23 protein-coding genes are annotated in these 21397 nt (G+C 38.6%); 15 read left to right on the top strand and 8 right to left on the bottom strand.

The window, feature by feature from the left end:
* Positions 1 to 84 precede the first annotated feature (84 nt).
* Genes MKL51_RS19465 through pilG form a run of 4 tightly spaced genes read right to left on the bottom strand, consistent with a single transcriptional unit; the run spans position 85 to position 3571 of the window.
* Entirely contained in the window at positions 85 to 2163 is a 2079-nt protein-coding gene (locus MKL51_RS19465) for a methyl-accepting chemotaxis protein (protein WP_017482145.1), read from the bottom strand.
* 42 nt (positions 2164 to 2205) lie between these two features.
* Entirely contained in the window at positions 2206 to 2742 is a 537-nt protein-coding gene (locus tag MKL51_RS19460) for a chemotaxis protein CheW (RefSeq protein ID WP_002116439.1), read from the bottom strand.
* 60 nt (positions 2743 to 2802) lie between these two features.
* A complete protein-coding gene (locus tag MKL51_RS19455) occupies positions 2803 to 3165 on the bottom strand; it encodes a response regulator (protein ID WP_002116220.1) in 363 nt (120 codons plus the stop codon).
* A 22-nt stretch (positions 3166 to 3187) separates the two neighbouring features.
* Complete coding sequence (pilG, locus tag MKL51_RS19450) at positions 3188 to 3571, bottom strand: twitching motility response regulator PilG (RefSeq protein WP_000389061.1); 384 nt, start codon at positions 3569 to 3571, stop codon at positions 3188 to 3190.
* A 283-nt stretch (positions 3572 to 3854) separates the two neighbouring features.
* Between pilG and MKL51_RS19445 the strand changes: the two genes are divergently transcribed.
* The 4 genes from MKL51_RS19445 (at position 3855) to MKL51_RS19430 (ending at position 10558) form a co-directional block, all read left to right on the top strand.
* Positions 3855 to 4493: a hypothetical protein gene (locus MKL51_RS19445; protein WP_032042644.1), complete on the top strand. Its 639-nt coding sequence runs from the start codon at positions 3855 to 3857 to the stop codon at positions 4491 to 4493.
* A 68-nt stretch (positions 4494 to 4561) separates the two neighbouring features.
* The gene (locus MKL51_RS19440; protein ID WP_080973437.1) at positions 4562 to 5671 is read left to right on the top strand and encodes an efflux RND transporter periplasmic adaptor subunit; all 1110 of its coding nucleotides are present in this window, start codon (positions 4562 to 4564) and stop codon (positions 5669 to 5671) included.
* 15 nt (positions 5672 to 5686) lie between these two features.
* Positions 5687 to 8785, top strand: a complete 3099-nt coding sequence (locus MKL51_RS19435) for an efflux RND transporter permease subunit (RefSeq protein WP_032005995.1) — start codon at positions 5687 to 5689, stop codon at positions 8783 to 8785.
* 57 nt (positions 8786 to 8842) lie between these two features.
* Positions 8843 to 10558 (top strand): proline--tRNA ligase, encoded by a 1716-nt coding sequence (locus MKL51_RS19430; RefSeq protein WP_032005997.1) that lies wholly within the window; start codon positions 8843 to 8845, stop codon positions 10556 to 10558.
* Between the two features lie 53 nt (positions 10559 to 10611).
* On the opposite strand, the gene MKL51_RS19425 is transcribed toward MKL51_RS19430, so the two are convergent.
* The 3 genes from MKL51_RS19425 to MKL51_RS19415 form a co-directional block, all read right to left on the bottom strand.
* Positions 10612 to 10953, bottom strand: coding sequence for a YegP family protein (locus MKL51_RS19425; protein ID WP_002116533.1), 342 nt, complete (start codon positions 10951 to 10953; stop codon positions 10612 to 10614).
* 211 nt (positions 10954 to 11164) lie between these two features.
* On the bottom strand, positions 11165 to 11509 hold the full coding sequence (locus tag MKL51_RS19420; RefSeq protein ID WP_002116259.1) for a zinc ribbon domain-containing protein YjdM: 345 nt from the start codon (positions 11507 to 11509) through the stop codon (positions 11165 to 11167).
* A 90-nt stretch (positions 11510 to 11599) separates the two neighbouring features.
* Positions 11600 to 11956 (bottom strand): DUF488 domain-containing protein, encoded by a 357-nt coding sequence (locus MKL51_RS19415; protein WP_032006001.1) that lies wholly within the window; start codon positions 11954 to 11956, stop codon positions 11600 to 11602.
* A gap of 162 nt (positions 11957 to 12118) precedes the next feature.
* Between MKL51_RS19415 and rutD the strand changes: the two genes are divergently transcribed.
* The 8 genes from rutD to MKL51_RS19375 all read left to right on the top strand — a co-directional run bounded on the left by rutD (position 12119) and on the right by MKL51_RS19375 (position 19094).
* Complete coding sequence (rutD, locus tag MKL51_RS19410; RefSeq protein WP_032006003.1) at positions 12119 to 12925, top strand: pyrimidine utilization protein D; 807 nt, start codon at positions 12119 to 12121, stop codon at positions 12923 to 12925.
* A complete protein-coding gene (locus tag MKL51_RS19405; protein ID WP_032006005.1) occupies positions 12922 to 13509 on the top strand; it encodes a malonic semialdehyde reductase in 588 nt (195 codons plus the stop codon). Before rutD ends, MKL51_RS19405 begins: the two co-directional genes overlap by 4 nt.
* Before the next feature lie 359 nt (positions 13510 to 13868).
* Complete coding sequence (gene rutA / locus MKL51_RS19400) at positions 13869 to 14987, top strand: pyrimidine utilization protein A (RefSeq protein WP_032006007.1); 1119 nt, start codon at positions 13869 to 13871, stop codon at positions 14985 to 14987.
* Complete coding sequence (rutB, locus tag MKL51_RS19395) at positions 14984 to 15736, top strand: pyrimidine utilization protein B (protein WP_032006009.1); 753 nt, start codon at positions 14984 to 14986, stop codon at positions 15734 to 15736. The genes rutA and rutB overlap by 4 nt, the downstream gene beginning before the upstream one ends.
* 45 nt (positions 15737 to 15781) lie before the next feature.
* Positions 15782 to 16165, top strand: a complete 384-nt coding sequence (gene rutC, locus MKL51_RS19390; protein WP_032006011.1) for a pyrimidine utilization protein C — start codon at positions 15782 to 15784, stop codon at positions 16163 to 16165.
* A 66-nt stretch (positions 16166 to 16231) separates the two neighbouring features.
* The gene (gene rutF / locus MKL51_RS19385; RefSeq protein WP_078210294.1) at positions 16232 to 16822 is read left to right on the top strand and encodes an NADH-dependent FMN reductase RutF; all 591 of its coding nucleotides are present in this window, start codon (positions 16232 to 16234) and stop codon (positions 16820 to 16822) included.
* 31 nt (positions 16823 to 16853) lie between these two features.
* Complete coding sequence (gene rutG / locus MKL51_RS19380; RefSeq protein ID WP_032006012.1) at positions 16854 to 18206, top strand: pyrimidine utilization transport protein G; 1353 nt, start codon at positions 16854 to 16856, stop codon at positions 18204 to 18206.
* A 15-nt stretch (positions 18207 to 18221) separates the two neighbouring features.
* Complete coding sequence (locus MKL51_RS19375) at positions 18222 to 19094, top strand: NAD(P)-dependent oxidoreductase (RefSeq protein WP_080973433.1); 873 nt, start codon at positions 18222 to 18224, stop codon at positions 19092 to 19094.
* Positions 19095 to 19141: 47 nt separating this feature from the next.
* Here the strand turns inward: MKL51_RS19375 and MKL51_RS19370 are convergent, their stop codons facing one another.
* Positions 19142 to 19594, bottom strand: coding sequence for an SRPBCC family protein (locus MKL51_RS19370; RefSeq protein WP_014207573.1), 453 nt, complete (start codon positions 19592 to 19594; stop codon positions 19142 to 19144).
* A 38-nt stretch (positions 19595 to 19632) separates the two neighbouring features.
* Here MKL51_RS19370 and MKL51_RS19365 point away from each other — a divergent pair, with 38 nt between their 5' ends.
* From MKL51_RS19365 to MKL51_RS19355, 3 genes are all read left to right on the top strand, one after another.
* Positions 19633 to 19749 (top strand): hypothetical protein, encoded by a 117-nt coding sequence (locus MKL51_RS19365; RefSeq protein ID WP_080591774.1) that lies wholly within the window; start codon positions 19633 to 19635, stop codon positions 19747 to 19749.
* Between the two features lie 59 nt (positions 19750 to 19808).
* Complete coding sequence (ygfZ, locus tag MKL51_RS19360; protein ID WP_032006014.1) at positions 19809 to 20531, top strand: CAF17-like 4Fe-4S cluster assembly/insertion protein YgfZ; 723 nt, start codon at positions 19809 to 19811, stop codon at positions 20529 to 20531.
* 146 nt (positions 20532 to 20677) lie between these two features.
* Entirely contained in the window at positions 20678 to 21388 is a 711-nt protein-coding gene (locus MKL51_RS19355) for a DsbC family protein (protein WP_032006016.1), read from the top strand.
* The last annotated feature ends 9 nt before the right edge of the window (positions 21389 to 21397 follow it).

Here is a 21397-nt window from a genome sequence, read left to right as displayed (position 1 = left end):
TAGCTGTTTCCCCAATATTTATCTGGTGTTGTTAATACTTTTTAGAAGAATAGCGGTACAGAAACAGCTATTCTCATCCCCAATTTAATCAGGTAATTTAAAGTCCGTTACCGATTCACGTAATGACTCTGCCATGTTTGCTAGTTCAGAAACAGAGCGTGCTGTATCAAAGGTTGCAGTTGTCGTTTGTGAAGTAATTTCTTGTACGACTGTCATGGTGGTAGCAATATGGCTGGCAGATGCGGATTGAAGTTTTGCTGCATCAGAAATGCTGGCAATTAAGTTTGCCAAGTCACCCGATACTTTTTGAATTTCATCCAAGGCAATACCCGCGTCTTTTGCCAAGTTTGCACCACGTACAACTTCAGTGGTGGTTTGTTCCATCGAAATAACAGCTTCATTTGTATCGGTCTGAATTGTTTTAACCAGAGTTTCGATCTGTTTAGTTGCCGATGCAGAACGCTCTGCAAGACGCTGTACTTCGTCAGCAACTACGGCGAAACCACGACCTGCTTCACCAGCCATAGATGCTTGAATTGCTGCGTTTAATGCAAGAATGTTAGTTTGGTCGGCAATATCGTTAATGAGCGATACGATGTTACCAATTTCTTGTGAAGACTCACCCAATCGCTTAATACGTTTAGATGTTTCTTGAATCTGTTCACGGATTGTGTCCATACCTTCAATTGAACGGTTTACCACTTGTGCACCATTAGAGGCAATTTGTACCGAACGCTCAGCTACCTCAGCAGACTCAGATGCATTTGAAGATACTTGGTCAATCGATTGCGCCATTTCATTCATTGCTGTTGATGCACCAGCAATTTCTTGAGCCTGATGCTCAGATGCCTCTGCTAATTGGTTCGTAATACTCTGCGTATCTTGCGTATAGCGAGCAACTTCTTGAGAGGTTTCATGAATACGGGATACAAGGTCACGTAGTTGGTCAATCGCAAAGTTAATCGAGTCGGCAATCGCTCCCGTAAAATCCTCAGATACGGTTGCATATGAACGTAAGTCACCATCTGCAAGATCGGCAATTTCATCAAGTAAACGTAAAATCGCGTTTTGGTTACGGTCATACTCGTCTTGTAATCGAGTAACACGTTGCTTATCCATCACACTACGTAATGTGATCAATTTAAATACTGAGAAGATTAAGCCTGCTAAAGAACTGATTAGCACCGCGCCTAACAATAAAGTAAGCCAGTTCTTTCTTGCTACATCAGATAAATGCCCCAAGTTATCTAACATCACATCTGATTTAGAGAAGATCTGAGAAGATGCCTGACGAACATTGACGATCTGGTTACCATTTTTTAATACCGTGGCAGCAGCAGATTTTAAGACTTTGTCATATTCAGATTTAATACTTTCTAATGATTCACGTAATGCTGGATCTGCAATACGATCAACACCCAATTCAGCATTACCATTAAGTTCAGCATTTAAATACGTACCAAACGTATCAATGTCTACACCAAAATCGCTAGTCGATACATTACCATCGGTACCACTTAATACCGAGTTAATAGAACGTAAAATACGTTCGGCAATAAATACCTGGTTTTTAGCAATAATTACCTGACTACTTGGCAAACCTTGACGCGCCATTTGGTCAACCATTAAGTTATATTCTGCCTGAATCTCAGGAACGGTTTCGCTAATAGAGATGTTGGTGTCATATAGCTGGTTAAGGACTTTTTGATGTGCTGAAATCAAATCAATATTTTTTGAAACTTCAGTCCACATAACTTGAACTTTTTGATATTCATCAGTCGATTTACCGTGAATATTTTCAATCTCAAGTAAGTTTTCATTAAAGTCTTTTTGAGACTGCTGTAGCTTGGTGATTGCCTCTTGAGAGCCAGACTCAGTTGCTTCAGTTGCTTGTTTAGAAATCGTTTGAGATAACAAACGTAACTCACCGAGACTTCGAATTAACTGGTTATGACGTGGAACGTTATAGAACAGATAGGCTAGAGAAACTAATGCAAGCACAAAACATAAAAGTGCTGCATATAGGATTGGCTTGGACTTTTCACTTTCCCCAAATAAACTGGCAAACTGCTCAATTTTTGACTGGATTGTTGCAATAAAATTGACACCCGATTTTTCGGACGCAACCCGACTACTGCCTTTCTTTTTAAGCTTAAAGCCCATAGCTTTTCCCCAGAAAAATACTCTGTTTTCACAGCGTAAAAATTAGTTTATAAATTTTGTCGATGCATTCATGTAATGTGGGTTTTGCAATAAACGACTAAATAAAAAGACATGCCAATGCTGATTATGTTGATGAAAATAACCTTGGCAATATTCTTTTAGATTTTCCTCTAAGTCTAAGCTTTGAGAAAAAAAGCTTTTTTTATTAAAGTGCTGAATCCCCAAAACCTGATCCACGACCAACCCCACATACTGGTCGCGATGGCTAATACACAATACTTTTTGAGTTGACGAAAATGAACTTCGTTGCCCTAAAATAAAATGCGCCAAATCAGACACTGAAAGTAGTCTTCCTCGAATATTTGCCAATCCCTTTACCCAACTTTGGGTATTTGGAACTGGTGTATATTTTGGTGGATAGATTACTTCTGACACTTCCCCAAGTGGTGCGACGAAGTATTGCCCTCTCATTTCAAAAGCAATTCCTGACCATCGCTGTGCTTCATTTTGAACTGAAGCGTAATTCTTATTACCCCGTTTAGACAAACGAAGTAACTCGATAAATCCATTCGCTGCCATACTCGATCCTATAAAACGGGTACAAAATGCCCGTTATTTATGTTTTTATGGATGGATGAGTTAATTTAGAAATTGTTTAATTACATCAATCAATTGATTTTCTTCGATTGGCTTAATCAAATAATCGATTGCACCTTGACGCTTGCCCCATACACGGTCAGTTGCCTGATCTTTAGTACTCACAATAACAACAGGGATATGCTTAGTGTCTTCATCACGAGTAATCTGACGTGTTGCCTGAAAACCATTTACACCTGGCATGACAACATCCATCAATACAAGATCTGGTTGCTCTGCTTTTGCAAGAGTTACACCATCTGCACCATTTGATGCTTCAAGCACGTCATAACCATGTTTGGTTAGGATTTCTTTAAAACGAAAAGTTTCGGTTGGTGAATCATCTACAATGAGAATACGTGCCATTTTTTTGCCCTCAAATTATTGTTTATGAACTTACATGATTACGAATCGCGTTTAACAATTCATCTTTGCTAAAAGGTTTCGTCAAGTATTCATCTGAACCTACCACACGCCCTTTTGCCTGATCAAATAAACCATCTTTACTAGAGAGCATGATAACGGGAATGTTCTGATAATTTTGAGAGTTTTTTATCAAAGCACACGTTTGATAACCATCTAAACGAGGCATCATGATATCGACAAAAACAATATCCGGATTTGCTTCTGCAATTTTGGACAAAGCTTCAAATCCATCCACAGCAGTAATGACTTCACAGCCTTCGCGCTGTAATAAGGTTTCTGCTGTACGGCGAATGGTTTTTGAGTCATCAATCACCATTACTTTCAGATTTTGGAATGCATCTTCCATTTAATCTTCCATCCCCATAAAAATAAAATATAAATGCAATTTAACTTAAATTTGTTTTTACACATTTATACGCATTTTTAACATATCTCACGTTCTATTTTCAATGAGGCATTTTTGTCTACTTTCTCATTTATAAACAATAACTTTTAACCTCATCACACTTTAATTAAAATTATCATTTTTTTTATAATGACTATATTTTTATTCAGCTAAATAATAATTAATATAATGAAGATTAAATATTTAAAAATAAGCGAATTAGCTATCTTTTTGGGGATTTTCAATGAATGACAGGATGAAATATGCCTTTTACAGGAACTGTTTGTCTGTATCTATAGGCATTATTTCCTTCGGATCACTCTTTTTCTTACCCTCTAGTATTGCTATTGCCGACACACCTAAAGCGGTTTGGTATCGTTATTATGACCAACATGGTATTGCCAATATTAGTACATCGGTCACACCTGCTCATATTCGTTATGGTTATGAAGCTCTAGATCGTAATATGCAAGTAATAAAAAGAAACCACTCTTATAATGCTGAAGCTGATTTAAATCAATCGAATCAACGGGCATTATTGGCGCGACATAAAGAACAAGATATCAAATTAAAAAAAGCTTATAGCGATAGTAAGACAGCTTCGATTAAAAGAGATCAGGCATTAGTGTCTATAAAAAAGCAAATTAATTATCAGCAGGAACAACTTAATCAATTACAACAAGACAAAATTTTATTTAAGCGTCAGGAAATGGAGTATTTCAGAAAAGGAGAACCGATTCCTGAGCGTCATAAGGCTTTGATTGAAAACAATCTAAATAATATTAATCGGGTTAAACAAACACTTGAAACACTTTCCAAGACCTATAACCGAACCAACAATGAGTATGAAAATATTATCGATCGTTTAAAAAAGCTTGAATAACTGCAAAGGTTTATCAAGAATAGGGGCAAAATAAAATTTGAATTATAGGATGATGCTGTATGCACACGATGCATCTCACCCCTTCTACTTTTTTTAAACTGAGTATTATTAGTTTATGTTTAATTTTAGCTGCATGTAATCAGCAAGAAACAACTCAAACCTCAGCCTCAGCTCCTGTAAAAATTGAGCTTATTCCTCAAGATCTTATTGCAGTTAAAGAAGGAGCTCTTGATTCTCAAACTGCATTTACAGGAACTATTCGTGCGGTTCAGCAAAGTTCCATTCAGGCGCAAGTAAGCGCAACAGCGACGAATGTCACTGCAAATGTCGGCCAACAGGTACAAAAAGATCAAGTTCTGGTGAGATTGAATAATCAGGACAATGTTGCACGATTAGCGCAAGCACGCGCCAACCTTGCATCGGCTCAATCACAAGCTGAACTTGCTCGTAATTTGATGAACCGAAAACAAAGATTATTTAATCAAGGTTTTATTGCTCGTGTCGAGTTTGAACAGAGTCAGGTTGACTATAAAGGTCAGCTTGAAAGTGTAAAAGCACAACAAGCCAATGTTGATATTGCTAAAAAAGCGGATCAAGACGGAATTATTACTAGTCCAATTTCAGGTGTGATTACTAAACGCCAAGTTGAACCCGGTCAAACAGTTTCAGTTGGACAAACACTATTTGAAATCGTAAATCCTGATCAACTTGAAATACAAGCCAAGTTGCCAATTGAACAGCAATCTGCGCTTAAGATCGGTAGTAACATTCAATATCAAATTCAGGGCAATTCTAAACAATTAAATGCAACGCTAACTCGCATTTCACCTGTTGCCGATCAAGACAGTCGACAAATTGAGTTTTTTGCTGCTCCTAAAGAAAAAATTGACTCGTTAAGTATTGGAGCCTTCATTAATGGAAACATTTTGCGCAATGACACTCATCAAGGCCAAACTATTCCTTTAGACAGCATTCAAAATATACAACATGATCCATTTGTATGGGTGATACGCAATCACACTATTCAAAAAGTTAAAATTCGGGTGGTTGAACAGCGTTATAACGACAATATTGCTTTAGTCGAAGGTTTACAAAGCACAGATCTGGTCAGCCGTATTCAATTTGAAGATTCCGACATTAATAAAAAAGTGACGGTTACAACCGACAAAAATAAATAAGGTAGCAAATAGCGTATGTGGTTTACTCGAATCAGTGTGAAATACCCCGTTTTTACCATTATGATGATGCTCAGCTTAATGGTACTCGGGTTGGCTTCTTGGAAACGCATGACTGTCGAAGAGTTTCCAAATATAGATTTCCCATTCGTAGTGGTCACTACGCAATATGCGGGTGCGTCGCCTGAAGCGGTTGAGTCAGATATTACAAAAAAACTTGAAGATCAAATCAATACAATTTCAGGAATTAAACAGATTACCTCACGCTCAAGTGAAGGCCTTTCAATGGTGATTGCCGAGTTTAATCTTGATACTTCTTCGGCGATTGCTGCTCAGGATGTTCGTGACAAAATTGCACCCGTCACAGCGCAGTTCCGTGATGAAATTGATACACCGATTGTGCAACGCTATGACCCCTCTTCTAGCCCAATCATGTCAGTCGTATTTGAATCAAACAGCATGAGTTTGGCGCAATTAAGTTCGTATGTAGATAAAAAAATCGTACCTCAGCTTAAAACGGTTTCGGGTGTAGGTAATGTGAATTTATTGGGCGACGCTAAACGGCAAATACGAATAAAGGTTATTCCTGCACAATTGCAAAGCTACGGCATTGGTATTGATCAGGTCATTAACACGCTAAAAAATGAAAATATTGAAGTGCCTGCAGGGACTTTACAGCAAAAAAATTCTGAACTGGTTGTACAGATTCAATCAAAAGTTATTCATCCCCTTGCATTTGGTGATTTGGTCATTGCCAATAAAAATGGTTCACCCATTTTTTTAAAGCAAGTGGCAACTGTTGAGGACACACAAGCCGAACTACAATCGAGTGCCTTTTATAATGGAAGAACTGCGGTCTCAGTCGATATCTTAAAAAGTTCCGATGCCAATGTAATTAAAGTCGTCGATCAGACTTATCAAACGTTAGAGAAATTAAAAGATCAAATGCCTGCGGGTTTAGATTACAAAGTCGTAGCTGATAGCTCTAAAGGTATTCGCGCTTCAATCAAAGATGTTGTTCGAACCATTATTGAAGGTGCTGCTTTAGCAATTCTTATTGTTTTACTCTTTCTAGGCTCTTTCCGCTCTACAGTTATTACCGGTTTAACCTTACCTATTACTTTGCTCGGAACCTTAACTTTTATTTGGGCTTTCGGGTTTAGCATTAACATGATGACGCTGTTAGCACTATCGCTCAGTATTGGTTTACTTATTGATGATGCAATTGTAGTTCGGGAAAATATTGTCAGACATACTGAACTTGGCAAAGACCACGTAACTGCAGCTCTTGAAGGGACAAAAGAAATTGGTTTAGCCGTACTCGCAACTACACTTACCATTGTGGCAGTATTTCTACCTGTTGCGTTTATGGGTGGTCTGATTGGACGTTTCTTTTATCAGTTCGGTGTAACAGTCAGTACAGCTGTTCTAATTTCAATGTTTATTAGTTTTACGCTCGATCCAATGCTTTCAGCTCACTGGAAAGATCCTGTAGAGAAAAAAGATAATTGGCTACAACGGTTTTTTAACCATATTTCTAATGTGCTAGATCGGCTTACCCATGTTTATGAAAAGCTATTAAAACTTGCTCTACGCTTCCGTTTAATCACGGTTATTGTTGCAATCGCTTCATTATTTGCTGCATTAGGACTATCGAAACTGATTGGGACCGAATTTGTACCTACACCAGATAAGGGTGAAGTACGCATTCAGTTCGAAACTCCTGTAGATTCTTCTTTAGAATATACCCAAGCAAAATTACATCAGGTCGATCAAATTATTAGACAATTCCCTGATGTGGTTTCTACTTATGGCGTGGTCAACAGTGAAGTAGACTCAGGTAAAAATCATGCAGGTTTAGGCGTGACCTTAAAGCCCAAACAAGAACGTAGCTCAGATTTAAATACACTCAACAATGAGTTCCGTGATCGTTTGCAAAGTGTAGCGGGTATTCGAGTGACTTCTGTTGCCGCAGCACAAGACTCTGTATCTGGCGGTCAGAAACCAATCATGATTTCGATTAAAGGATCTGACCTAAATGAACTACAAAAAATTTCAGATCGCTTTATTGCTGAAATGGAAAAAATTAAAGGCGTAGTTGATTTAGAAAGTTCATTGAAAGAACCCAAACCTACTTTGGGTGTTCATATTAATCGCGTGCTGGCAAGTGATTTGGGCTTATCTGTTTCCCAAATTGCGAATGCCATTCGACCATTAATTGCGGGCGATAATGTCACCACTTGGGAAGACCGTGATGGTGAAACTTATGATGTGAATTTACGTTTAAATGAAAATAAACGTATGCTTCCGCAAGATGTGCAAAATTTATATATCAACTCTAATAAAACCAATGCAGCTGGACAAAATATACTAGTTCCATTGAGTGCCGTCGCAACGACCGAAGAAAAGCTTGGGGCTTCGCAAATTAACCGACGTGATCTTGAACGTGAGGTTCTTATTGAGGCAAATACCTCAGGTCGCCCTAGTGGCGATATTGGTCAAGACATCGACAAAATGCAAAAAGCATTTAAGTTACCTGCAGGTTATACATTCGATACGCAAGGGGCAAACGCCGATATGGCTGAATCTGCGGGATACGCATTAACAGCCATTACCCTATCGATTGTATTTATTTATATCGTGCTAGGTTCTCAGTTCAATAGCTTTATTCATCCCGCAGCAATTATGGCCTCTTTACCCTTGTCATTGATTGGTGTTTTTCTTGCCTTATTCCTGTTCCAAAGCACGCTAAATCTGTTTTCGATTATTGGTATTATCATGCTGATGGGGCTTGTCACTAAAAATGCGATTTTGCTGATCGATTTTATTAAGAAAGCGATGGATCAGGGTGTCAGCCGTTATGACGCTATTTTGCAAGCTGGTAAGACCCGTTTACGTCCAATTTTGATGACAACAAGCGCTATGGTGATGGGTATGGTTCCATTAGCTTTAGGTCTCGGCGAGGGCGGTGAACAAAGCGCACCAATGGCTCATGCAGTTATTGGTGGTGTGATTACCTCTACCCTATTAACTCTTGTGGTTGTACCCGTCATTTTCACTTATCTGGATGACTTGAAAAACTTTATGCTGCGTCAAACTCGACGATTCATGTCATAATGCAGCGATTATCGTATAATCTGCGTTTTTATAACGCTTAACTTTTAGGACTTTTCCATGCGCGCAAGCCGCTTTTTATTTGCAACGTTGAGAGAAACCCCAAATGATGCTGAAGTGATTTCACACCAGCTCATGTTACGTGCGGGGATGATTCGTAAATTGGCATCTGGTTTATATACATGGCTGCCGATGGGAACACGTGTGCTTAAAAAAGTAGATGCGATTGTTCGTGAAGAAATGAACCGTTCAGGCGCGATGGAAGTATTCATGCCCGTGACTCAACCCGCAAGTCTTTGGGAAGAATCAGGTCGATATGAACAATATGGTCCTGAGTTATTACGCTTTAAAGATCGTCATACGAACCCATTCGTACTTGGGCCAACGCATGAAGAAGTTATTACAGATATGGCGCGTAACGAATTAAAAAGTTATAAGCAGCTCCCTGTAAACTTCTATCAAATTCAAACCAAATTCCGTGATGAAATTCGACCACGTTTTGGTGTAATGCGTTCACGTGAGTTCATCATGAAAGATGCTTATTCTTTCCATGCAACTCAAGAGTCATTACAAGAAACTTATGATGTGATGTACGACACTTATAGTCGTATTTTCAATCGTTTAGGTTTAGATTTCCGCCCAGTACAAGCAGATACAGGTTCTATTGGTGGTTCAGCTTCACACGAATTCCACGTATTGGCTGCAAGTGGTGAAGATGACATCGCATTTTCAACTGAATCTGATTATGCGGCAAACGTTGAAATGGCTGAGGCTGTTTTAGTGGGTGAACGTGCAGCACCGACACAAGAATTTAAATTGGTTGAAACACCAAACCAAAAAACGATTGATGATGTTTGCCAATTCTTAAATGCTGATCCAAAGCAATCTGTTAAAGCTTTATTGGTTCAAGGCATTGCTGATGAAAAAGGTAATGTTCCTGTCGTTGCTCTATTTGTACGTGGCGACCATGAACTTAATGAGATTAAAGCTGAGAAGCATCCTTTAGTTGCTGCGCCTCTTACTTTTGCAACTGAAGAACAACTCCAAGCATTTGGTTTAAGTGCTGGCTTTACAGGTCCACAAGGTTTAGTCGAAAAAGGCTTAACTGTAATTGTTGACCGTGCTGCATCTGTTCTTTCTGACTTCGTTGCTGGTGCAAATGAAGCGGACAAACATGCGGTTGGCGTAAACTGGGAACGTGATGCACAAATTAGCGAAGTTTTTGATCTACGTAATGTGGTTGAAGGCGATCCATCTCCAGATGGCAAAGGCACACTACAAATTAAACGCGGCATTGAAGTAGGTCATATTTTCCAGCTTGGTACTAAATACTCTGAAGCTTTGGGCTGTAAAGTTCTAGGTGAAGATGGTAAACCATTTACAGTAACTATGGGCTGCTACGGTATTGGTGTAACACGTGTTGTTGCAGCTGCAATTGAACAAAACTACGATGACAAAGGTATTATCTGGCCTCAAGCCATTGCACCTTTTGAAATTGCAATTGTTCCAATGAATGCGCACAAATCACCACGTACTCTTGAAGCAGCAGAGTCTCTTTATGCAGAACTTCAAGCTCAAGGTTTTGATGTGTTACTTGATGATCGTAACGAACGTCCAGGTGTTAAATTCTCTGACCTTGAATTGATGGGTATTCCACACCGTATTGTAATTGGTGAAAAAGGTTTGGATGCTGGTACTTTTGAATACAAAGGCCGCCGCGATGCTGAAGCGAGTAATTTAACTAAAGAAGAGCTTTTAGCTAAATTAGTGCGTTAATAAATACATAAATAAAAAAGCAGCTTTTCGAAGCTGCTTTTTTTAACTCAATTTTATGCCTGAACGGTTAAGTCTTTGATATTGGTTGATGAACCATTGTTTTTAACCGACTCGATTCCTTTATCTCGTGAAGCTTCACTTGCATAGAATTGACTCGTGCCAATAATTTGATGATTTGCAGCTTTTAAATTGAAATAAGGTTTCCCATTCTTTGCAGTTAAACGCTCATATCGGGCGTCATCACCACTGTTTTTCTGAATTGACTCAATACCATTTACAGCAGAAGCTTTTGCCTTATATAGCTCACTATTTAAAATAGGTTCACCATTTCCTGCCTTCAAAATAAAACGATATTGACCATCACTCGCTTGTGAAATTTCGTACCATCCTGCCATAAAAACCTCATTTTTTTGTTGGTGTGGGTATGACTTTCGTTATTATTCTGGACGAAAGTTATTTGTTATTAATGACAATATAAAGGCGTAAATATTCCTTGAACAGCCCATTTTTTATACTTTTTCGTAATAAAATTAAAATGATGTTAGGAATTTAAAAAGCAGAGATATAAACGTATATCTCTGCTGAAATGTAATAATAATTAACAGTTTAAGCTTTTTTTACAAATTCAGATTTTAACTTCATCTGACCAATACCATCAATTTTACAATCGATATTGTGGCCATCACTTGCATCTGGAACTAAACGAATCGTTTTTACCTTTGTACCTACTTTAACGACTGAAGATGAACCTTTAATTTTTAAATCTTTGATTACAGTGACGCTATCACCATCTGCCAAGACATTTCCATTTGCATCTTTAATAATTTCTTGTTCTTCAGTTGCTGATGCTTCTCCTTCTTTCCACTCATGTGAACATTCAGGACAAATCAATAAGTCGCCATCTTGGTAAGTATATTCTGATTGGCATTTTGGGCAGTTTGGCAAAGACATAAAAAAAATCTCAAAAAGTATATTATGCGAGAAATGACTCATTTTTTAAAGTTTTAAATAAGAGACTTTTACCAAAAAAAAATTTATATATTATTTTAAGTTTTTATTTAATAAATATTCCTTCAAAATAATTGCGTGATTGTTTTCAACATCTTTGGCTGAATATAAAAGTGTGATCGTATTCTTCAATGCGATTTGTTGTAGCTCTTGAACTGCGGAATTGGTCTCAAGCTCTTTTAAATAGCGCTGTTTAAACTCGTGCCAATGATCTGGTGTTGCAGCATGAAACCATTTTCTAAGCTCGGTCGATGGTGCTATTTCTTTTAGCCACAAATCTAAGTGGGCATTCTCCTTACTAATTCCCCTACTCCATAAACGGTCAACCAATATTCGCTTTCCATCACTAGGCTCAGCATTTTCATAAATTCTTTTAATATGTATATCCATTTCTGACACCTACTCAGCTTAATCTAAATATCATCACATTGATTTGCCTTACTCTACAATCTAAATCTTTTGCGCTAAATATTGTCTCAATTTGCCATTACTGATTAATTCAGGCATATAAATTGCTTTTGAATTTTCCATTATTTTATCAAATGGTAAAAAATGAAATATTATATTTATCCGTGTTCATCTCAAAAAGACGCCCCTTATTTGATTTTCTCATCTGGCTTAGGTGGTCATGCTAGTTTTTGGAACCCACAACTTGAATCGTTGAGTACGCATTTCAACATCGTGACTTATGACCAAGAAGGCTGTCACCAAGACAGTGCTTTATTACCTGCACACTACCATATGTGTGACATGGCAAATCAAGTACTACACTTATTAGAACATCTTCAAATTCATGAGTTTCATATGATCGGGCATGCTTTGGGTGGCATCATCGGAATGGAACTCGCAAAGCAACTACAATCCAGCTCAATTACCATGCTCAGCCTGACACTGATTAATGCGTGGGATGAACTAGATGCCCATACACAAAAATGTTTTGATGCCCGTATCGCATTATTAGCGTCAGCAGGTGCTGAAGCCTATGTGCGTGCACAGGCATTATTTTTGTATCCCCCAGCATGGATTTCTCAGAATCATAGCGACATTAAAAATACCGAAGATATTCAACTCCAAAACTTTCCACCTAAGACAAATGTATTTGCACGACTCAGAGCATTGATGCGCTTTCAATTACAAGCAGAGCACTTACAAGCATTGCAAAACACCGCAATTCATATCGTTGCCAATCAAGATGATTTTTTAGTTCCAGTACATAAATCACAGGATCTTTTTACCAAACTCGCTCATGGTCAACTCTGCATTTTACCCTCTGGTGCCCATGCTTCCACAGTGACCGAATCTCAACGACTAAATCAAACTTTCATTCAATTTTTCCATAACATTAAGGCCTTATCATGAATGCAAAAACATTAAATATTTTAGATCAACTCTTTTTAGAAGCTAGAACCCACAGCACGTGGTTAGATAAAGCGGTCAGCACTGAGCAAATTCAACAAATTTATGATCTGGTCAAAATGGCGCCGACTTCTGCCAACTGTAGTCCTGCTCGTTTTGTCTTTTTAACAACACCTGAAGCTAAACAAAAACTCAAGCCAGCATTGTCGTCTGGCAATGTAGAAAAGACGATGACAGCTCCTGTCACTGTTTTGGTTGCAACCGATGCAAGATTTTATGACAAACTGCCAGAACTATTTCCTTATGCCGATGCAAAATCATGGTTTACATCAAGTGAAGCCGTAGCACATGAAACTGCCTTTCGTAATAGTTCATTACAAGCTGCATATTTAATTATGGCATGTCGTAGTTTAGGTTTAGATACGGGTCCAATGTCTGGTTTTGATGCAAAACAAGTTGATGAGCTATTTTTTGCAGGCACAAATCATCATATTAATCTCATCATTAACATCGGCTATGGCGACCCTCAAAAAGTTTATACTCGCCTTCCCCGTTTAAATTTTGAAGAGGCTTGTCGGGTAGAATGAGTTAAGTACATAACTCCCTCTTCAATCTCAAAAGAGAAATACCTTAGTTCTACACGGCGACTTCAATGTCGCCTTTTTTTATTCTGCTGTTTTATAAAATTGGATGTAATACACACTCCAAAAGTAAAATTGATCAAATGATGCACAATAAAGCAAGTTAGTTCCTCCTTGGTGCATAATCGCATTATTTTTTACCATTTGATAAAAATTATACCAAACAATAAATTCAATACATTGATAAATATATAAATATTAAAGTTGGCACGAGCTATGCATTATTAAAAATACAACCAAACACTGAAAATTATATCGTTTATAGCTTTCAGTTCGACTTCCTAAACTCACGATGGGGAATCAAGATGAAGATCGGCGTTTTTTGTCCAATTGGAAATAATGGCTGGCTGCTTTCAGAAAATGCACCGCAATATAAACCTACCTTTGAATTAAACAAACAAATTGTACAGCGTGCTGAACACTACGGTTTTGACTTTGCCCTTTCCATGATTAAGTTACGTGGTTTTGGCGGAAAAACTGAGTTTTGGGACTATAACCTTGAAACATTTACCCTCATGGCAGGTCTCGCTGCTGTCACCAGTAAAATCCAAATTTATGCAACCGCTGCAACACTAGTCATGCCTCCTGCAATTGTGGCACGTATGGCATCGACCATAGATTCGATTTCCAACGGTCGCTTTGGACTAAACGTCGTGACCGGATGGCAAATGCCTGAATATTCCCAAATGGGTATGTGGCCTGGCGATGAATATTTTGCTAAGCGCTATGACTACTTATCTGAATATGTCGAAGTTTTGCGTGAACTTTGGGCAACTGGGAAGTCAGACCTAAAAGGCGAGTTCTTCCAAATGAATGATTGTCAGGTCAAACCACAGCCTCAAGCTGATATGAAAATTATCTGTGCAGGACAATCAGATGCTGGTTTAGCTTTTTCCGCAAAATATGCTGACTACAACTTTGTTTTCGGAAAAGGTGTAAACACACCGACAGCGTATGCCGAAATTAATGATCGCTTAAAAGCTCAAACCGACAAAACTGGACGCAATGTACAGACCTATGTGTTGTTTATGGTAATTGCTGCCGAAACAGATGAAGCTGCAATGCAGAAGTGGCAACACTATAACGACGGTGCGGACATGGAAGCTATTCGTTGGCTACAAGACCAAGGTGCAAAAGATAAAGTGTCTGGCACCGACACCAATATTCGCCACATGGCCTCTAGCGTTTCTCCCGTCAATATCAATATGGGCACCATTGTTGGCTCTTTTAAAAATGTCGCAAAAATGCTCGATCAAATTTCCGAGATTAAAGGGACAGAGGGAATTTTGTTGACCTTTGATGACTTTTTACAAGGCGTAGAAGATTTTGGTCAACGCATTCAACCGCTCATGAAATGTCGTGAAAGTGTCGTTACCGAACTGGCAGAGCAAGCCGCACCAACTGTTTTGGAGAAAAGCGCATGAATGAAATGTCTAATATTGTATGTGCAGAATTCACGGCACAGATTGGTACAGGCAAAGTGTTGAAAGCCGAACCTGAACATATTCAATTAGCAGCAGAACAAACTGCGCTTATTGTCATTGATATGCAAAATGCCTACACCTCTTTAGGTGGGTATTTAGATTTAGCAGGTTTTGATGTCTCAAAGACTAAACCCGTAGTCGAAAATATTAAAAAGGCGATCGATGCTGCACATAGTGCAGGGATTCAGGTCATCTATTTTCAAAATGGTTGGGATAAAAACTACGTCGAAGCTGGTGGTTTAGGTTCACCAAATTTTCATAAATCCAATGCTTTAAAAACCATGCGTAAACAGCCTGAGTTACAAGGCCAACTTTTATCTAAAGGCGGTTGGGACTTTGCTTTAATTGATGAGTTACAACCTCTTCCACAAGACATCATTATTGAAAAGCCACGTTATAGCGGTTTCTTTAACACAGCGCTCGACAGCATTTTACGTGCTCGTGGCATTCGTAATTTGGTCTTTGTAGGCATTGCCACCAATGTCTGTGTCGAGTCGACCTTACGTGATGGTTTCTTTTTGGAATATTTCGGTGTTGCACTTAAAGATGCTTGCTATCAAGCCGGACCTCAAGAGGCTCATGACGCAGCCCTATATAACATTAAAACTTTTTTTGGCTGGGTATCTGACACCAATAGTTTTATTGAAACCTTTAGTTCGGCATCAACATTGCTACAGCAATCTGCCTAATTCATGCATTTAATTTTATCTAAATTTTTTGATTTGGAGCATCTTATGTCTAAACAAGTTGTTATTCCTGAAGGAACAGCGGCACCACTTGCACCCTATTTTCCTGCAACCAAAGCAGACAATATTGTGTATGTCTCAGGCACATTGGCTTTTGATGAAAATAATAATGTGGTCTGTATTGGTGATGCCGCAGGACAGACTCGCCATATTTTAGAAACGATCAAAAAAGTGATTGAAACTGCAGGTGGCACCATGGATGACGTAACGTTCAATTCCATTTTCATTAAAGATTGGGCCGACTATAGCGCAGTAAATACGGTATATGCAGAATATTTTCCGGGTGACAAACCTGCTCGCTTTTGTATCCAGTGCGGCTTGGTGAAACCTGATGCCTTAATTGAAATTGCATCGATTGCCCATGTGGGATAAACGATGTCACTGATAAAAACCTTCAGCATCATAACTGATGTGATGTTTTAGCCTCGATTCATTGTAATGATCATGCATTGGGGTTGGAGAGCAATCATGCAAAAAAGAGAAGAGAAACAGGTTTTAACTCCATCTGCTATTCAGCAGGCTCAAACATGCTCAACACACTTAGAAGTAGATCAGCATACTTTTAGACAAGGCATGGCAAATCTTGGAGCAGCAGTGAATGTCATCACGACAGATGGACCTGCGGGACAGGCTGGCTTTACAGCCTCCGCTGTATGTAGCGTAACCGATACACCACCGACACTATTGGTTTGTCTCAATCGCTCAGCATCTGTGTTTAATACTTTTAAACAAAACGAGGTGCTTTGTGTCAATACTTTAGCTGCCCATCAAAGTACGCTATCTACAATATTCGGCGGAAAAACACCAATGCCAGAACGCTTTGCCCATGGGGAATGGAGCAAGCTACTCACTGGTTCTCCGATTTTGAATGAGGCCTTGGTGTCATTTGATTGTGAAATTGTACAAAGCATGAGTATCGGTAGTCATGACGTCTTGTTTTGTGCGGTCAAAGCAATGAAACACCAAAGTGGACTTAATGCACTTATGTACTTCAACCGCAGTTATTGCGAATTACAAACAGCATGCTAATGCAGATAAAAAATGAAAAAGAGGATCTGTTATGCGAACAAAAGAATCTTGGTTTCCTAAATTTAAGCCGCACACAGGTAATTTAGAAACTCCCGTACAAATTGATGAATATCTCCCTCCCGGTAAAAGTATTGTTTTGGGGTTACAACATGCTTTTGCTATGTTCGGAGCAACTGTTTTAGCTCCGTTACTCATGGGCTTTGATCCGAACCTCACCATTTTTATTACTGGTATTGGCACCATCTTGTTCTTTTTAATTACAGGTGGGCGTATGCCTAGCTATCTCGGATCAAGTTTCGCCTTTATTGGTGCAGTCGCTGCAGCCACAGGCTATGCAGGGGTTGGATCAAATCCCAATTTAGCTGTGGCGCTGGGCGGTACAATCATTTGCGGTTTGATTTATGCATGCATCGGTTTAATTGTCATGAAAACTGGAACTGCATGGATTGAAAAACTCATGCCACCCGTGGTCACTGGTGCAATTGTCATGATTATTGGTTTAAACCTTGCACCTGTAACAATCAAAAGCGTTTCGACAAATAGCTTTGACACGTGGATGGCAGTCATTACCATTTTATGCATTAGTGCCGTTGCTGTTTTTACAAGAGGTATGATTCGCCGCCTTCTATTACTCATCGGGCTCATCAGTGCTTATTTTATTTATTTCCTACTCACTAATATCTTAGGGTTAGGCAAACCCATCGATTTTAATGCAATCAGTCAAGCTGCATGGTTTGGCCTACCAACTTTTCACTCACCTGTTTTTAATACCAAAGCTATTTTATTGATTGCACCTGTTGCGCTTATTTTAGTCGCTGAAAACTTGGGACATTTTAAAGCGGTTTCTGCCATGACAGAACGTAATTTATCACCATATATGGGGCGTGCTTTTTTTGCAGACGGTATCTGTACAAGTTTATCAGCTTCTGTTGGTGGTACAGGCATGACGACTTATGCTGAAAATATTGGAGTAATGGCTGTAACTAAAGTCTATTCAACGACTATTTTTGTGATTGCGGGACTATTTGCAATTCTACTCGGTCTATCTCCTAAATTTGGAGCAATCATTAGTACCATCCCTGTCGCTTTATTAGGCGGTGCATCCATTGTTGTCTTTGGTTTAATTACTGTGGCTGGAGCAAAAATTTGGATCGATAACAAAGTTGATTTCACCAAAAATAGTACTTTAATTATTGCAGCAGTCAGCCTGATTATGGGTGCTGGTAATTTAAGTCTACATATTGGGCCATTTGACCTAGGGGGTATTGGAACTGCAACACTTGCAGCAATTGTGCTTAACCTATTACTCAACAGAACGGAAAAATCCGAAAGTCAATCTATTGAAAAATCAGTAGAACCACTTAATTCTGTCCCACATCTCTAGTTCTGGAGAAACTCCTTGATTCAAAGTGTTTCATTTATCGGTTTAGGTGCGATGGGATGGCACATGGCTTCCCATTTAACCCAAGTATGTAGCCAAGTGTATGTTTGGAACCGTACTTTTGCTAAAGCAAAGCAACATGAACAATCCTTTGGTACGCAGGCTGTAGACCTGACACAAGCTCTACAAGCAGATATTATCTTTTCATGCCTACCGACTAGCCAAGATGTAGAAAATTTAATTGCGGATTCTCAACTAAAACAAGGCTGTATTTGGGTGGATTGCACTAGCGGTGTGCCAGAGACTGCAAGAAAACTCAGCCAACAGCTCAAAGTAAATGGAGTTGATTATTTAGATGCACCAGTTTCAGGACAAACGATTGGAGCTGAACGAGGAACTCTCACGGTAATGGTCGGAGGTGACGAGTCTGCTTTTAAAAGAGCAAAACCAATCATTCAAGCGTTTGCTAATTTAGTTGAATATGTTGGCGATAGTGGTGCTGCCTTTGCAGTAAAAGCCATCAATAACACATTAATGGCAACACATCTTTGGGCGTTGGCAGAGGGATTAAGTATCCTTAAATCTCAAGGCGTAAATTTACACTCCGCAATGAACTGTATTAACCACTCTAGTGGCAAAAGTAATGTTTCAGAACACATCATGATGCAACGTGTTTTAAACCGCAAATTTGAAAAAACTTTTGCATTAGATTTATTACAAAAGGATATTGGAATTGCACTAAATCTCGTTACTCAAAATAATTTGGAACTTCCAGCTTTTAGTCTTATTCAGCAACAGTTTAATCAGGTTTCCAAACCCGATGCACAACAAGTCGATTTTTCAGCCATAGTTAAGCTATTGGAACAACAAAACCAATTAGAACTATGTTAAGAGTAGGTCATACGACCTACTCTTTTTTATAAGAAAGTAGAGTGACTTTATTGATCTGGAATTTCAGCTTCAATCAATAAGGTAAGCAAAGATAGGGATTCTTGCCACCCTAAATAACAAGCTTCTACAGGAATCACTTCTGGTATGCCTTCTTGCGTAATATGCACTTCTGTACCTACCAATACGCTTTTTAATGTAATAGTAACCTGCATAGTCCCGGGTAAATTTGGATCATCGAATTGATCGTTGTAGCGAATTAGTTCATTTGGAACTAATTCCACATATGTTCCGCCAAAAGCATGTGTTGAACCTGTTGAAAAATTGGTAAAACTCATTTTGTATGAGCCACCAACATTTGCATCAAAACTATGAACTTTCGCAGTAAAACCGTGGGGCGGTAACCACTTGACTAAAGCATCTGGATCTAAAAATGCACGATAGACTCGCTCGGCTGGTGCCTTAAACACGCGATGAAATTTCACTGTACCTGTTGCCATCATATTCTCCTTATTTTAATTTCCTTAAAATTATTGAAATTATGGCTATTAGCTTAAACCTTCCGATTTATCCGAACGTATATTTTTGGTGTTTTTTTAAACAAAAAAGCCAACTTAAGGACAAACTCAAATTACGAAAACTATGGCTGATTTTTTAGTAAAAATGGAGCAAAATAGTCAGCAATCATAAAGAAACATATTGAATTTGAGATTAATCATGAGTCTGCTCGCTTTCTCCTCATATGCTTTAAACGGTGTAGATGCACAAAAGTTTTTACAAGGCCAAGTTACTGTAGATACTGAACGTTTAGCTGAAAATGAAACTCGCTATACAGCTATTTGTGATCTTAAAGGTCGTATTCACTTTGGCTTATGGCTAAAGAAGATTAATCCTGAAAGTTTTGAAATTGTAGTTACTCAAGATCAAGCTGAAGAGTTTGCCAAACATATTAAAAAGTATGGTGCCTTTTCAAAAATGACCTTAAGTGAACAAGGTGCTGTGTTTCCAAAAGTTGTGAATCATCAAACTGAGTTCACTACTGCTGAAACTGATATTTCAGAATGGCAAAAACAAGCCATCATGACTGGTCAAGCGTGGATTACACAGGCAACTGAACATGAATTCCAGCCACAAGAATTGCGTTTACATCAACGTGAAGGCGTCAATTACGACAAAGGCTGTTACCTAGGTCAGGAAATTGTGGCGCGTCTTTGGTTTAAAGCAAAACCAAAACATTGGTTACATCTCGTACAAGGTACAGGTGAAGCGCCTGCTTCAGCAACTCAATTAAATAATGATGTTGAAGTCGTTAATAGTATTGCAAATGATGAAGGCTATCTTGCTTTAGTTGTTGCGAAACCTGCTGCTCTACAAGAGTTGGGGCTTCAAGTTCTTAAGTTACCAGAAGCTTTAAGTGGTGACGTTGCAAGACCACAATAATAATTTTTATTAGTCCAAACTGCCCACTGCTAAGTTAGTGGGCTTTTTTATAGATACAAAACACTAATGATTTCATTAGATTAGAACGTCAATTTTTTAAGCTTTATATGCCATCATTAGCCCTGTTGAAATTAAAGAGAAAAAAGATGAAAACTAAACTTGCTACACTCATTTTGAGTCTGGCTATTTTCGGTTCTGCTCATGCTGATGTTAAAACACTTGAACAAAATCTTAAGACAAATTATCCCGATTTGCCTGTAAAAGGTGTTTATCAATCGCCTGTACAAGGCATTTATGAAGTCTATACAAGCGGCCGCATTGTTTATACTAATCAAGATGCGAAGTACTTTTTTGTTGGTAATTTAGTCGATATTAAACAACAAAAAAATATGACTGAAGAACGTATTGCCGAACTGGGCAAAATTGACGTTAAAAGTTTGCCATTAAATCAGGCAATTAAATATGTAAAAGGTAAAGGCGAACGTACGCTCTATGTCTTTAGTGATCCAGATTGCCCATATTGCCAGCGCCTAGAACAAAATATGGTTGGGGTTGATAACGTAACCGTATATGTGTTCCTTTATCCTCTTACTAGTTTGCATCCAAATGCTGAAAAAGTTTCAAATCAAATCTGGTGCTCAAAAAATCCAGCAGAAGCTTGGACAAACTATATGCTTAATCGCAAATTAACGACTAATAGCAAAAGTTGCTCAAGCCCGATTCAGAAAAATATTGCTTTAGGTCAAAAATTAAATATCGATGGAACACCTACCCTGTTCTTGCAAGATGGCCAAAGACTCTCTGGTGTACCAAGTGATGCCAAGCAAATCGAAGCATTACTTCAGTCAGCAAAATAATAATATTAC

The sequence above is a fragment of the Acinetobacter sp. AOR18_HL genome, from assembly GCF_027855145.1.
Taxonomy (GTDB): domain Bacteria; phylum Pseudomonadota; class Gammaproteobacteria; order Pseudomonadales; family Moraxellaceae; genus Acinetobacter; species Acinetobacter pittii.
The sequence above is the reverse complement of the archived record's forward strand: the minus strand, read 5'-3'. Positions and strand labels throughout refer to the sequence as shown.